Source organism: Exiguobacterium sp. s22, assembly GCF_018617455.1.
Lineage (GTDB): Bacteria > Bacillota > Bacilli > Exiguobacteriales > Exiguobacteriaceae > Exiguobacterium.
Genome location: NZ_JACSKD010000004.1, coordinates 225,514 through 239,121, shown reverse-complemented (window position 1 = coordinate 239,121; position 13,608 = coordinate 225,514). Strand labels below are relative to the sequence as shown.

At 49.2% G+C, this 13,608-nt stretch carries 16 protein-coding genes; 2 read left to right on the top strand and 14 right to left on the bottom strand.

The annotated features are described in order from the left end of the window. Positions 1-145 precede the first annotated feature (145 nt). From KNO94_RS09195 to KNO94_RS09130, 14 genes are all read right to left on the bottom strand, one after another. Positions 146-586, bottom strand: coding sequence for a hypothetical protein (locus KNO94_RS09195; protein WP_214779077.1), 441 nt, complete (start codon positions 584-586; stop codon positions 146-148). Between the two features lie 69 nt (positions 587-655). Continuing rightward, positions 656-1,486 (bottom strand): DUF2785 domain-containing protein, encoded by an 831-nt coding sequence (locus KNO94_RS09190; protein ID WP_214779075.1) that lies wholly within the window; start codon positions 1,484-1,486, stop codon positions 656-658. A gap of 72 nt (positions 1,487-1,558) precedes the next feature. Further along, positions 1,559-1,756, bottom strand: coding sequence for a hypothetical protein (locus KNO94_RS09185; RefSeq protein ID WP_214779073.1), 198 nt, complete (start codon positions 1,754-1,756; stop codon positions 1,559-1,561). A gap of 160 nt (positions 1,757-1,916) precedes the next feature. After that, positions 1,917-2,546, bottom strand: a complete 630-nt coding sequence (gene radC / locus KNO94_RS09180) for a RadC family protein (RefSeq protein ID WP_214779071.1) — start codon at positions 2,544-2,546, stop codon at positions 1,917-1,919. A 20-nt stretch (positions 2,547-2,566) separates the two neighbouring features. Further along, the gene (locus KNO94_RS09175; protein WP_214779069.1) at positions 2,567-3,151 is read right to left on the bottom strand and encodes a Maf family protein; all 585 of its coding nucleotides are present in this window, start codon (positions 3,149-3,151) and stop codon (positions 2,567-2,569) included. 140 nt (positions 3,152-3,291) lie between these two features. Further along, a complete protein-coding gene (locus tag KNO94_RS09170) occupies positions 3,292-3,999 on the bottom strand; it encodes a hypothetical protein (protein WP_214779067.1) in 708 nt (235 codons plus the stop codon). After that, positions 3,996-5,564, bottom strand: a complete 1,569-nt coding sequence (gene pilM / locus KNO94_RS09165) for a pilus assembly protein PilM (protein ID WP_214779065.1) — start codon at positions 5,562-5,564, stop codon at positions 3,996-3,998. Before pilM ends, KNO94_RS09170 begins: the two co-directional genes overlap by 4 nt. Positions 5,565-5,576: 12 nt before the next feature. Next, positions 5,577-6,329, bottom strand: a complete 753-nt coding sequence (locus KNO94_RS09160) for a prepilin peptidase (RefSeq protein WP_214779063.1) — start codon at positions 6,327-6,329, stop codon at positions 5,577-5,579. Between the two features lie 83 nt (positions 6,330-6,412). After that, a complete protein-coding gene (locus KNO94_RS09155) occupies positions 6,413-6,901 on the bottom strand; it encodes a prepilin-type N-terminal cleavage/methylation domain-containing protein (RefSeq protein ID WP_084155992.1) in 489 nt (162 codons plus the stop codon). Between the two features lie 142 nt (positions 6,902-7,043). Continuing rightward, a complete protein-coding gene (locus KNO94_RS09150) occupies positions 7,044-8,261 on the bottom strand; it encodes a type II secretion system F family protein (RefSeq protein WP_214779061.1) in 1,218 nt (405 codons plus the stop codon). Between the two features lie 6 nt (positions 8,262-8,267). Beyond that, entirely contained in the window at positions 8,268-9,305 is a 1,038-nt protein-coding gene (locus KNO94_RS09145; protein ID WP_214779059.1) for a type IV pilus twitching motility protein PilT, read from the bottom strand. Further along, positions 9,298-10,968, bottom strand: a complete 1,671-nt coding sequence (locus KNO94_RS09140; protein WP_214779057.1) for a GspE/PulE family protein — start codon at positions 10,966-10,968, stop codon at positions 9,298-9,300. The genes KNO94_RS09145 and KNO94_RS09140 overlap by 8 nt, the downstream gene beginning before the upstream one ends. 1 nt (position 10,969) lies before the next feature. Continuing rightward, positions 10,970-11,260: a hypothetical protein gene (locus KNO94_RS09135; protein ID WP_214779055.1), complete on the bottom strand. Its 291-nt coding sequence runs from the start codon at positions 11,258-11,260 to the stop codon at positions 10,970-10,972. Then, complete coding sequence (locus tag KNO94_RS09130) at positions 11,257-12,471, bottom strand: G5 domain-containing protein (protein ID WP_214779053.1); 1,215 nt, start codon at positions 12,469-12,471, stop codon at positions 11,257-11,259. Before KNO94_RS09130 ends, KNO94_RS09135 begins: the two co-directional genes overlap by 4 nt. 158 nt (positions 12,472-12,629) lie before the next feature. Here KNO94_RS09130 and KNO94_RS09125 point away from each other — a divergent pair, with 158 nt between their 5' ends. Continuing rightward, the gene (locus KNO94_RS09125) at positions 12,630-13,085 is read left to right on the top strand and encodes a type IV pilus modification PilV family protein (RefSeq protein ID WP_214779051.1); all 456 of its coding nucleotides are present in this window, start codon (positions 12,630-12,632) and stop codon (positions 13,083-13,085) included. Then, positions 13,033-13,596, top strand: coding sequence for a prepilin-type N-terminal cleavage/methylation domain-containing protein (locus KNO94_RS09120; protein ID WP_251125899.1), 564 nt, complete (start codon positions 13,033-13,035; stop codon positions 13,594-13,596). Before KNO94_RS09125 ends, KNO94_RS09120 begins: the two co-directional genes overlap by 53 nt. The last annotated feature ends 12 nt before the right edge of the window (positions 13,597-13,608 follow it).

Here is a 13,608-nt window from a genome sequence, read left to right as displayed (position 1 = left end):
GTTTGAAAACGTTCATTCGATTACAGGTTATTTACAATAACCGCATCTCAGTCCTGTCTCACCGTCTATTAGTTTGCCTTCTTTTCGGCAAAAAGGCAAATCAAAAAAGCAGACGCAAGTGAGCGTCTGCCTAGGAAGAGAACGGTTACAATCCTGGTTGAAGTGGAAGAAGTAACAACGCTCCGTAAAAAAATACCGAGAAAATCAACACCGGGCGAAAGAAACGGGACGGTTTCACGCGCATCGCTCCAGATAAAAAGCTTGAAGTCGTCACGACGAACAGATAGATACCGACATACATAAGGAGTAAGCGGACGAGCACCGTCCAAATGCCGAGTTGGTCGAGTTCATTGAATGAGAGCACAAGCAGACCAACATAAGCGATAAGCGATAGAATCCCGATACCGACACCGACGAGCGGCGAGACGCGGTCGAGCCAGTGGTCCTCATCGAACCGCATAAATAGCGCTGTGCTCACGAATACAAATAGCATGAACACAACAATCGAGAAGATGGTAGGTTCTAAATGTATGTAACTCACAAATAGCGATACTCCTACCATCAGGATCCAAATTATTTTTTCCATAAATTCACCTCGTTTGTCTTTTAATCAAAGTTCATATCCCAATTAGGAAAGTATGTTGTATTTATAACATCACAACTTTTTCAGTATGACGAGAATAGATTGTTGGATCAGGTCATGCCGCTGCTCTTCGTTTAAGCGGACATATAGACTCTTCAAGAATGTTTTCACATTATGGACGACGTACCAATATTTTTCCTCATCAAGATGTTGCTTACGTTCCTCTAAGAGATGTGGAAGTTGCTCTACATGGCGAAGAATGACTTCAGAATCCATCCCTCGTTCGAGTAAACGCAGGAGCGGATTGATGAGACGTTCATCTTCATCATGCGCCAATATGTCGGTACGCATGATTTGAATGATAATGACGTCGAAGAGTTCCGGAAACGACTTCGGATTAAGTTTAGGATTTGCAATCAGCTCGTCCAACGCGTCTGCCGCGTGGGCAATCGAATGGGCCCACCCCTTACCATTCACATAACCTCTTGCATCTCTCTCGAGCTGAAGATATCGAATCAAACCTTCTACCACCAGTCGGAATTGGTCTTCTGTAAAAAATTTCGCTTCTACATCTCGATGCAGAATCAAAGCCATCAATAAAGTCGTGAAAGCTCTCGTGAAGACAGCATCTGACTGTGTTTCCTCAATTCTATGAAACAAAAGAGCATGCAAGGACGTCTCAAGGAGTTCACTCATCTTGTCGAAATCGATGTCTTTTTGTTCAATGATAAGGCGATAGAACATCGTGTATATAAGGCGATCACGGAGTTCGCCGTCCGTTGATCCGATATGCTGAACCATACTTGTGAGAATGGATTCTTTGTTTTTTTCGTAATACGTCAAATCTCCATCTTTCATCACCTGAAGGACTTCTTTTAATTCGTTTTCCGACAATACATTCATATGCGTACACCGCTCTTCTCAATTTGATTCTTCATCTACTCTTTAGCCAAAGGACAGTCTAGATAGCGCTGTTCATTCAGGCCTTTCATTCGAATGTTGTGACGACTCTTCTTCTCCGGAATAAATCATCCATAAACTCAACATCAAACAAATCAATCCGCCCAGCCCAGTCGTGATCAAAGACAATTGCTCATCAAAAAATGCTTTACTGACTGCTAAGAAAAGGAGAAACAGCCAACCGATCACATTCCATATCGTAATTCGCGACATTCGGTAACCTCCTATGTACAAACTCATGCATCATTATTTCTACTCTCTTCAAATTCTACATCTCCATTCATCACTTTCCAACTATATCCAAAATTTAATGAGGTGCCAGTGCTCTCGTAAATCCAAAAAAGCAGACATCACGATGTCTGCTCCTCACTCCTTACCCATTTATATATCCTCGCTGCTTCATGCTGACGTAATGGTCTTCCCCGATGATGACGTGGTCGAGACAGGCGATGCCGACGATATTGCCCGCCTCGACCAATCGTTCGGACACCTCGATGTCTTCCCGACTCGGGGTCGCGTCCCCGCTCGGATGATTGTGCACGGCGATAAAACACGCTGCCGACAACTTGAGCGCCTCACGAAACACATCGCGCGGGTGAACGATCGATGAGTTGAGCCCTCCGACAAAGAGCGTCTTCCGCGCAATCAATTGGTTCTTCGTATTCAAATACAGACAGACGAAATGCTCCTGATTCAACAGTCTCAATTCATCCCGCAACAACTCATAGGCGTCTTGCGGCGAACGAATCGTCGGCATACTTACTTTCGGTTCCTCGACGTACCGAATCCCGATCGTGAATGCGGCGAGGAGTTGCTCTGCCTTCTTCTTCGTCATCCCTTCGATCTTGCATAAATCACTGACGGACGCTTGTGATAGCGCCCGTAACGTCGGATAGACGTCCGAGATACGACGGGCCGTCTCCATCGGGTCAGGTCCCCGTCCTCCGATTTGAAGCAATCTGGCGATGGCGGTCTCTACACTACGGTCAAGCACCATGGTCATTCCTTCACCTACTTTCAAGTTCACAGGAAGCGAGGCGTCACCCCATGCCGGTCGAGCGTCTTGACGAGCGGATGGATTGGTAATCCGACGACATTATAAAAGTCCCCTTCGATTCCTTCGACGAAGAGACCACCCGACCCTTGAATCCCATACGCACCCGCCTTATCGTAGGGCTCTGTGGAATCCAGATAATCCGCTAGCCAGGTTTCAGGAATCTCAGCGAACGTCACACGCGTCGTCGTGACGAACAAATCTTGGGTCGCACCGATGATACTCACACCCGTCAGCACTTCATGGGTCGAACCGGATAATCGTTCAAGCATCCGTTTCGCATCCTCCCGGTCTGTCGGCTTCTCTAATATGACCCCGTTCAAGACGACGACCGTGTCTGCGCCGATGACGATGGCATCACGATGATGCCTTGCCACATCCATTGCTTTCTCCCTGGCCAGACGAGCGACATAATCACTCGGTGTCTCCCGACCGTCTGTCCCTTCCGTCACGGTCGATGGGATGACCTCATGCTTGATTCCAGCTTTCGTCAATAGCTCGGTACGTCGCGGTGACATCGAGGCGAGAATGACACGCTTCTGTGTTGAATTCATTGTATCGACTCCTTCTCTTCTTCCAAAACGGCGTTCCTTCCCGTTTCGGTCTTCACTGTTGATTGTAGGCAACGTGCCTCCTAAACACAATTACCCGCGACGAAAAACACGTCCCTTCAATTGCGAAGGGACGTGCCGACTTATGGTGTCGTATAGTCATATACCGGGATATCCTTTTGCTCAAACGCCGGTTCCGAAATGTAACGGTCCGGGACGAGTTGGTCGAGATCCGGACGATAGAAGGCATCAAGCTCGACTGTAAACTCGAGCGACTGCACTTCTTCGACCGTATTTGGTCCCGTCTCAGCGGGTCCCGTGAATTGAACTGTCCGCAACACGTGAATCCGGTTCATCGATTCGATCGACTCCAAGAACGAGACGAGCGCTTCATACGTCTCCGCTTGAAGATTGACTGTCGAACGAACCGTCGAGGCATTGACGGGTGCGACATCCGTCGGTTCAGCCGGTTCATTCGTCGCGCTTACATCAGCCGGATTGAACGGCTCGACCGTTTCCGGAACTTCTGACTCGGCCACGACGCCATCCGCAAATGCGATGCTCGTCACATTGACACCCGCAAGAAGACTTGCCTGCGACAACGCCTCGACGACCGTGTCGAGCGCTGGTGCTGTCGGAACGCGTGTCTGAAGAGTTTGAGAGTCCGCTACGTCAACGGCCTTCCCTTCTTGACGTAATAACTCTAATTTTGTCTGTTCAAGTGAGAGGTCACGCTCAAGCGCTTTGACTTCTCCTTGTTTGACGTAGTACGTATATCCAAAGTAAGCCGGTGCAATGATTGCGGCAAGGAGGCAAATCGCAAATAACGCATAAATTGTCGAACGTTTCATTGACTCACCACCTCCGCATCAGCTTGCTCTTCCTCTGTTACTTCATCTTCGACGTCCTGGAACATGAATGTGAACTCGCCGATGTATCGTGGAAGTGGGTCCTCTTCAAACGAGTTCTCTTCTTCTGAATCCACATCCGCTTTCAACTCCGTCGTCACACCGAGAAGTTTGACGTCAAGGAACCGTTCGTCGGTCATGAGCGAGCGTTGGAAGGCGTTCAAATCTTCTAACGTCTCGAACTGGGTCCGGACGCTCATGATGGAGCCGTCCGCATAGTTATACGTCAACACGTAACCTGTCGGTGGCAACTGTTCAGTCAATGCGCGCAATGCCGGTACCGCGTTTTTTTCCATATCCGTCAACGCTGTCACGGTCTGGTCGAGCGATAGCACTTGTTGCGCTTTCGAATTCACTTGTTCCGTTTGATAAATTTGTACGAGCTGTAACTCTTCTTCAATTTGGGACTGTTCTGCTTCAAGTTGACCGACCTCATAGTACAAATATCCGGCCGCCCCACCTCCGAGAAGAAGGGCGACGAGACCTGTCACGATTGGCCAACGGAGCGTCACGTCTGTCGAGTTGATGAAGTTCGTGTCCCGATCGCGTTGAAGCGTCGCCATCCCGAGGAGTGGCAACATTTGATGCGATAGCGGTGTTCCGTGAGCGATGGCGAGGGGTTGTTCGACTCGCGTCACAGAAACAATCGATTCGGACTCAATCATACGGACGAGATCATCCACCTCCGGGACAGTACCCGACACGTATAACTCATCGATGGCTCGACCATCTGTCCGCAGTGAATAGCGATAGAAGTCAAGGAACCGGGCGAGTTCGTTCAACCAGTCATCTAACTGATTGGCCTTCATCTCGCCTGTCCCATCATATGTATAGGTGACGACCCCGTCCTTTGTTCCAACTTGATATGGGAGGTTCACTTCAATGGAACGAATGAAACGGATTTGCCCTTCTTCTAACACAAGCAATTGATGCGAGAACGGCGTGATATGCCAGAGGAGCGTCGACTGAAGCGGGTCGATGTCCGATAATCGCATGACCCCATTGGCGACCGCGACCGACCGTGACGTGATCTTCTTCAAGGCGAGACCACGTTTTTTCATATACGTACGAAGTGACTTCGTCAATTCAATCGAAACAGCATGCAACATGACGTCCGTTTTGACCCCGTCTTCTCCTAACACTTCATAGTCGAACGACACGTCATCGAACGGCAAGATGATCGAGCTCCCGATTTCCATGAAGAGGTAGCCGCGAATCTCGTCCTTCGGAATCGAAGATGGAATCTCGACTTTTCGTGACAACACTTCGGTCTCGTCCAACGCGACCGCACATGTCATCCCACGACGAACTTTCAACTTGCGACAGAGTTCATCGAACGCGAGCGTAAATGACGTTTCATCGAGAATCTTTCCTTCTCCATATGCATCTTTTGCTAACTGAACCGAGGCGCTTCGCTTGAACACCCCTTGTTTGATGACGGCCCCGTGGATGCTGAGCGCATCAAACGAAAAATACGTGACCGTCCCTTTCTCTATCCCACGACTCATGATCGTTTCCCCCTACATCAACTCAAAATACCAATCAAAAAAGCTTTCACTAAACCAAAACGTCAACATCGTCCCGAGCGCAATCGACGGGACGAACGGAATCGGTTGTTTTCGTCCGATTTTCTTTGTCATCATCAACCCGATCCCGACGATCGCCCCTATCAAGCTCGATAAAAACAAGGCGACGAGCACGTCACGCGGACCGAGCACAAGACCAATCATAGTAAACAATTTGACGTCCCCTGCCCCAAGTCCCCCTTTTGACACGAAAAAGACGGTCGCGAGGAGCGAAAATCCGAGCAACGCCCCCACAAGCGGGTTCCACCAAGATGCTCCTGTCAGATAGGTGAGGAGAAGTAATACCGGTGCCGTGAATTTCAAGATGACATTCGGCACGAGCATCGTCGATAAATCAGACATCGCCAAAGCGAGTAAGGTCGACAAGAAAGCGAACGCGAGTAGCGTCGTCACACTGAATCCGTAAAGCGAAAAGCTATAGCCATATCCAATGGCTCCGAGCAATTCAAAGATCGGATACGTCGGCGCGATCCGCTCGCCACATCCGTGACATCTGCCTCTTAAGGCGAGATAGCCGAAAATCGGGATGAGTTCCCACGGTGACAATTCGTGACCGCAAGACGGACAGTGTGAGCGTGGTGTCACGATGGATTGTTGACGTGGCACGCGGAGCCCGACGACGTTGGTGAACGACGTGATGACCGCCCCGAGGACGATGCTATATAAGAATCCAATCAATTCAATCAAGGAAGGATCCTCCTTTTGTCAGTATATGCCAAAAATAGAAAACCGGCTAGGCTGAGCGAGTGCCCAGCGCCAGCCGGATTCGTTTACTTTTTAGTAGTAGATTCCAATGTATCTTTAGTAATCATTTTTTCAGGAGTGTCTTCGAAATAATACTCAGTTCCAGCACTGCCTTTAAGAGTTACTGCATAACTCATTTTTCCAGCAGCTTCAGAAATCGTGACTTTAGCAGCTGTATAATCACTATCACCGAATGGATCTTTAAGATCTGAAATATAATCGTATCCTTTACCTTTTGATGCTGGTGTCGTTCCAGCTGCTGGTGTGATAAATGTTAATTCTGAAGCTTCAGGGTTAGATGCAGTATGTAACTTCGCCGCACTGACCATTTGCTTCGCATCAGCAACCATTGCATCCTTCTTCGAGTTCTCGATTATCCCACCAATCGCAACGACTGCGATGGCTGCGATAATCCCTAAAATAACGACGACGACGAGTAACTCGACGAGTGTAAGTCCACGCTCATCTTTTAACTGTTTGGCATCTTGCCAAATCATTTTCAACTTCTCTACCATAATCCATTCTCCCCTTTTGCGTAATGTGCTGTGTGTAAACTAGATAAATTACTTAAGACCTAATATAGAAGTAGAACAATTTTACTATACCTTCAAAATATAGTATTGAAAAGTTATATTTTCAAAAGCTTGCATATTTCTTCTACTGATTTTGAATATCACTATAGATTTGAAACATTGGAACGACAATCGAAATAACGATGACCCCGACGACACTTGCCAATACGACAATGAGAAGTGGCTCAATAATCGACTTCAATCGGTCGGTAGTCGTCTCGACCTCTGTCTCATAAAACTCAGCGACTTCATTCAACATCGAGTCCAAATCCCCACTCTCTTCCCCGACAGCAATCATTTGCGTCATGAGCGCCGGGAAGTTTGAGTTCCGCATAAGCGGCTTGTGGAGGGGTACCCCCTGCGCCATCATTTCACGCGCTTCGGTCAACCCTTTTCGGATGACGCGGTTCGATACGATTTTTTCCGTAATCTCGATCGCCGTCAAAATTGGGACGGCCGCCTGTAGAAGGACCGCTAAACTTCGAGTTAACAATGCAATCTGAGACTTCATCACAATCGTTCCGAAAATCGGCATTTTTAGTAGCAAACCATCGATGACGAACCGCTCCCGGTCACGCTTCAGCATCCAGGTGAATACAACCACCCCGAGTATGGCGATGGCGAGTAAGAGCCACCAGAACGCCGCGATAAAGTCTGAGACGGCGACGACAATCCGCGTGATCAGCGGAAGCTCGCCTCCGAGTTGACCGAATATGCTCGCAAACGTCGGGACGACGTTCACCATCAAAAAGGCGACAACACCGATGGCGACAATCGAGACGACCAACGGATACGTGAGGGCAGAGATGACTTTCCGCTTCACATCATATTGCTTTTGGAGTTGGAGCCCGATTTGATCGAGCGCCTCCTCCAAATTCCCGCTCGTTTCCCCGGCAAGTGCCATCGAACTGAAGAAGTTCGAAAAGACACGTGGATGTTTCTTGATCGCCTCGGAATAGGCAATCCCTTCTTTCAAGTCGTCCTCGACTTGACTGAGCGTCTTCTTCAATACTTTCGACTCGGTCTGTACACGCAAGATGGACGTCGCGCGGACAATCGGCACCCCCGCCCGGATGAGCGTCGCGAACTGTCGAACGTACATGATCAAATGTTCGATTTTGACCCGTTCCGGTAACAAGTTGACTTCTTTATTCAGTCCGGTCGATTCAAGTTCGGATAAGTCCGTCACAAGAATCGATTCTTGACGCAATTTATCTTTCGCCTCCCGAAGTGAGACGGCCGAGATACGACCTTTCTTACGTTTGCCGTTCAGGAGCTTTCCTTCATACTGGAAGATTGCCATCTCTCATCACCTCATTTCTTCTGTCGGGACGGCGTTCGGGTTGATAATCCCCTGCCGAACGAGTTGTTCAATCGCCGAATCCATCGACTGCATGCCATGCTGGCGACTCGTTTGGATGACGGTCGGCAACTGGAACTCTTTCTCGTTTCGAATCAAGTTGGCGACAGCCGGATTGCCTAACATGATTTCCATGGCGGCGACGCGCCCTTTCGGCACATCAATCCTAGGAAATAGTCGTTGACTGACGACCCCGAGCAAGACGTTCGCGAGTTGCGTCCGGATTTGGTCTTGTTGCTCGGCTGGGAATGCATCGATGATCCGACTCACTGTCGACATCGCACTCGACGTATGGAGTGTCGCCATGACGAGGTGCCCCGTCTCTGCCGCTGTCATCGCCGTCGAGATAGTTTCTAAGTCACGCATCTCCCCAAGCAAAATGACGTCAGGATCTTGTCGTAAGGCAGCCCGTAGACCACTTACGAACTTCATGACATCCGAGCCGATTTCTCGTTGGTCGACGATACTTTGATCATGGGAATGCAAATACTCAATCGGATCTTCTAACGTGATGATCCGTTTTCGTTGCGTGCGGTTAATCTCATGAATCATCGCGGCAAGCGTCGTCGATTTCCCTGACCCCGTCGGTCCCGTGACCAGGATGAGACCATGCGGCTTCTCAATCAATCGCTTCAACACCGTCGGGAGATTGAGCTCGTTCAATGTGGGGATTTCCCCGGAAATAGAACGGAATGCGATGGCAATCGTACCTCGTTGATAGTAGGCGTTGACCCGAAAACGGGAAACGCGTGGGACACCGAACGAGAAATCGAGATCCCGATCATGCTCGAGACGTTCGCGCATGTCTTCAGTCATGATTTCTTTTAAATATTCCTCGAGATGGTGAGGCAACACCTTCTCCTCGCCCATCGTGATGAGGCTACCATCTACTCGAATAATCGGTGGAGAACCTGCCGTCAAATGAATATCTGAGGCACGTTTCTCGACCGCATTCGTCAAAATGACTTCAATCGATTCATTAATCATAAGCATTCTCCGTAATGACCGTTCGTAATATTTCTTCTGTCGTCGTCAGACCGGCGGCGACTTTTTCTAATCCGTCTGAAAGGAGGAACGTCGCTCCTTGTGACTTGGCATACTCGACCATCTCAGACTCGGTCTCCTGATTCATAATCATCCGACGCAACCCTTCATCGATCGGAATGACCTCATGAATGGCAAGACGTCCGCGATACCCTGTAGCATTACAAGAAGCGCATCCTTTCCCACGGACAATCCGGTCGATGTGAACACCTTCCGCCTCAAATAGGCTACGTTCACTCTTCGATACCGGTTCGACTTGTCCACAGTCACGACAGACGCGACGAACGAGACGTTGCGCAACGAGTCCAGTCGTCGAGGCAGCGACGAGAAATGGTTCGACCCCCATGTCGACGAGACGCGTGATGGAGCTGATGGCTGAATTCGTATGTAGCGTTGACAGGACAAGGTGACCCGTTAGCGAGGCCCGAATGGCAATCTCAGCCGTCTCCGTGTCCCGAATTTCCCCGACCATGACGATGTTCGGGTCTTGACGTAAAATCGAGCGGAGTCCTGATGCGAACGTCAAGCCGACTTTCGAGTTGACCTGAACTTGGTTAATGCCGTCAAGTTGATACTCGACTGGGTCTTCCACCGTGATGATGTTTTTCGTCTCATCATTCAGCTCTTTCAACGAAGCGTATAGTGTCGACGACTTCCCTGAACCGGTCGGACCGGTGATCAAGATAATCCCGTTCGGGCGTTTCAACATCTCACGATACGCCTGCTCGTTTCGTTCCCCGAATCCGAGTTTCGTCAAATCGGTCAACCCTTGCGATGAGTCGAGGACCCGAATAACGATTTTCTCTCCATACATCGTCGGGAGCGTCGATACCCGAAAATCATATGCTCGATTGCGTAGCGTATATTTGATTCGTCCATCCTGTGGCAACCGGCTCTCGGTGATGTCGAGGTTACTCATGACTTTGAGACGCGTCAGCATCACACTTTGGATTTTCTTCGGATAAACGGTTTCTGTGCGTAAATCACCATCAATCCGAAAGCGGACGTGGAGCTGCTTCTCATGCGGGTCGAAGTGAATATCCGAAGCGCGTTGGTCGATGGCGCTTAAGAACAACTGGTTCACGAGTCGAATAATCGGTGCATCGTCTCGACTGACAGATTCTTGCCGCTCGATCTCCGGGGCATCCTCTTTTAAAATTTCGACGAGCGAGTGATCCATCTCATAGTATCGACTGATCGTCTTTCGAATCTGCTCCCTTGTCGCAATCCCAATCTCGATGTTCATTCCCGTCTGCAGACGGACGTCATCGATGGCAATTAAATCGAGTGGGTCGGCTGTCGCCACATGTAACGTATTGCCGTTCAACTCAAACGGCATGATGTCATGTTTTTGCGCCAACGCTTTCGGAACGAGTTTCGTGACCGTCACATTGATATCGTGGGAGTACAACTCGATGATCGGCACATGCAACTGTTCATGAATCATTTGAATCAATTGTGTCTCGGTAATATGGTTCAGGCGAATTAACGCATCTCCGAGTTTCTCGCCGGGACGTTTTTGTTCAAGCGCTTCATCAAGTTGTTCGTTCGTAATGAGTCTCGCTTCAATGAGCATCTCACCTAATCGTCTTTTCGTACGTCTCACGTTACTTCACCATCCTTTGAGGAGCCTCCATTTGCTTGTCCTTGTCAACACGTTCTTCGACGAAGACGCTCGCAACTACCCCTCCAATCAACAATACAACGAGAACAAGCCAAGCCCACCACGTTTGTACGAGTGATTCTTCTACCATCACGTAGACGCCGCCTGATAAGAGTGCCGTCCACAGACTGATGATGATTTTTGTTTCTCGTTTTCGCATCATCGGAACGGACAAGGCAAACAATGTCAGTGTGGCGAGCACCCAAAAGCCTAGCAAAATCAAATAGCCAATCATCCGACAGCCTCCTCCTCTGTAGGGACTTCTTCTAATACCGGTGGTTCGGACTCGAACGGACTATCGTTCGAGTCATTGGTTGACGGTTCCTCCTCCACATCCTCATCCGGGAATGTCGGAATGACCGGTTCGACCGGGTCTGGCGACGGAAGTGGGACGGAACTCTTCGTCACGATCTCTGGTGTCGGCGCATAAAAGTCGAATCCGAGCAACTCTAACGTTTCACCATTTTCTGTCACCGTGACACGATACAGTTTACCTGACTGTCCATCTTGACCGGATTGCGTGACCGATGAGCTGCCGGATGGGAGCGATGATGAGAATCGGACGACTTTTTGATGAGGCACCGTCTTCACTTCTTCTACTCTTGCTTCAAAGGCGGCTTCAAACGGTTGTCCGAGTAACTGAACGGTCACTGACCCCCCCTCATTCAAGACGAGAATCGCATAAGAGGAATCCTCACGGTTTTGTACAGCAAAATTCGACCGCTCATCGATTTTTGTGTCATATCCCAACTCTACACCGGGTGGGAGCGTCTCATGTGGCACCCGTTCGAGAATAGCAAACGGTGTCGCCGCAAACAGACGATAGAACGAAGAACCGAGTGTCGTGAGCGCCTCGTAGTCTTCCCCGAACGCTTTAAGACTGAAGATGTCGCCCGCAGCCATCTCGAATCCGTTCATTCGATCAAGTGCTGACTGCATGGCCGGTGTCGGGCTCACGGTGAATGAAGCGACGACCTCGCTTTCTGCTGCGACTTGCTCTAGCGTCACGTTCGATTCAAGGTTCGACGACGCCTCCATCAACGCCGGTGCAATCATCGTCAACGTCACAGGCTGCCCTTCAAGATAAGGTTCGACTTTCGACTCGTCTACCGATGTCAGAAGTGGGTATGCGCCCGCATCCTTGATCGACTCAAGCGTATTCGAGACATCGAACGTCACGACCTCTTTGCCGATCTCCATGACCGTTCCATCCATCAAATTGATTGAAAAGGGAATCGTATTAAAATCTTTGATCGCATTGTCGAGACGAACGTTCGCTTCTTCTTTCGTCATCCCTGACACGTCGATGCCTGCGACCGTCGTATCTGTGTATGTAGCACTCGACTCAGCGGACGCGTCTAAATAATTGACGAGACCGATTGTCGGTAATGTCACGAGTACGACGAGTCCAATCAAAATGAAAAGATGCATCCCATACCGCTTCATGTAAAATTCCCCCCGTGTATAATCCGACTTCTATTCTATGTATCCGTTTAGTGTGTAACTTTAGTATAATATGTATTGTACAAAAAATAACATTTAATTCAGTATTTCATACGTTATTTACCGATTGTTTTACTTTTTTTGAATAGGAGGTCAATGTCTTGTCGCATTCTGAAAAAGGGTTCACGCTCGTCGAAGTTCTCGTCTCGATCGTTGTTCTTTCCATTGTCTCATTTTCCCTACTGACCATTTTCAGTCAGAGCTTGAAGACGACCCACGACAGTCTCAATCAGACGATTGCGAACCAAGTGGCACAAAACACGTTACATACATTAAATCGACGAGCCGCTTCCGTCGACCAACCGCTGGAATTACGGCAATTGTTAAATCGGGACGGAATCAGCCCGACATGCGACTTTTGCGAAGATACCCGAATTCATGGGGACACGTATATCGCAACCATTCAATCGCTGTCCACCTTACCTGGGCATACCATTGAAGTTGAAATCTCGGTGACGACCGACCGTTTGCAAACCCCCGTCACCTTGAAAGGAGTCATATCGAATGCGACATTACGCGAACCGTTCCCTGAAACGGCTGTCCCGACAACTGACTGAGATGAAGAAACGAGAAGATGGGTTCACGCTCGTCGAGTTGCTCGTCACGGTCGTCGTCGCTTCGATTTTAAGCGGCGTCATCATTACAGCCTTCATCACAGGAACACTCGGATTCCAGATGACGAACGAGACGAGTGAACTTCGAAGCGAGGCCGACTATTTGATTGCTTCCGTGCTCTCTGACGTGAACCGGACCGAATTCGATGCCGTAACGGAAGTGGACGGCACGTTTCAATTTTATCGGTTGTCCACGCCTGCCATCTCGGATGCCGGCATGATTTACCGGGAGGCGGGTTACGTTCCGGCGGAGTTAGTTCTCTCACCCGATTCGTTCATTCCGTCGAACCCACAAATCACGGTCGAGCGAATGACCATTGAAGTCAAAGATCCCGTGTATGACCCTAGACGTCCTGGTTATATGACAGGAGGTTTGATTGAAATCGAGATGGATCTAGCTCAAACAAACGCCTCTGATTCTGTCACTACATTTGAAAGTTCCATTCCATTTTAACGAAAGGAGGCA

Bases quoted from the DNA above. Each gene is read 5' to 3' on its own strand.
- KNO94_RS09195 (WP_214779077.1), bottom strand. From the start codon at position 586: ATGGAAAAAATAATTTGGATCCTGATGGTAGGAGTATCGCTATTTGTG.
- KNO94_RS09190 (WP_214779075.1), bottom strand. From the start codon at position 1,486: ATGAATGTATTGTCGGAAAACGAATTAAAAGAAGTCCTTCAGGTGATG.
- KNO94_RS09185 (WP_214779073.1), bottom strand. From the start codon at position 1,756: ATGTCGCGAATTACGATATGGAATGTGATCGGTTGGCTGTTTCTCCTT.
- radC (WP_214779071.1), bottom strand. From the start codon at position 2,546: ATGACCATGGTGCTTGACCGTAGTGTAGAGACCGCCATCGCCAGATTG.
- KNO94_RS09175 (WP_214779069.1), bottom strand. From the start codon at position 3,151: ATGAATTCAACACAGAAGCGTGTCATTCTCGCCTCGATGTCACCGCGA.
- KNO94_RS09170 (WP_214779067.1), bottom strand. From the start codon at position 3,999: ATGAAACGTTCGACAATTTATGCGTTATTTGCGATTTGCCTCCTTGCC.
- pilM (WP_214779065.1), bottom strand. From the start codon at position 5,564: ATGAGTCGTGGGATAGAGAAAGGGACGGTCACGTATTTTTCGTTTGAT.
- KNO94_RS09155 (WP_084155992.1), bottom strand. From the start codon at position 6,901: ATGGTAGAGAAGTTGAAAATGATTTGGCAAGATGCCAAACAGTTAAAA.
- KNO94_RS09150 (WP_214779061.1), bottom strand. From the start codon at position 8,261: ATGGCAATCTTCCAGTATGAAGGAAAGCTCCTGAACGGCAAACGTAAG.
- KNO94_RS09145 (WP_214779059.1), bottom strand. From the start codon at position 9,305: ATGATTAATGAATCGATTGAAGTCATTTTGACGAATGCGGTCGAGAAA.
- KNO94_RS09135 (WP_214779055.1), bottom strand. From the start codon at position 11,260: ATGATTGGCTATTTGATTTTGCTAGGCTTTTGGGTGCTCGCCACACTG.
- KNO94_RS09130 (WP_214779053.1), bottom strand. From the start codon at position 12,471: ATGAAGCGGTATGGGATGCATCTTTTCATTTTGATTGGACTCGTCGTA.
- KNO94_RS09120 (WP_251125899.1), top strand. From the start codon at position 13,033: ATGCGACATTACGCGAACCGTTCCCTGAAACGGCTGTCCCGACAACTG.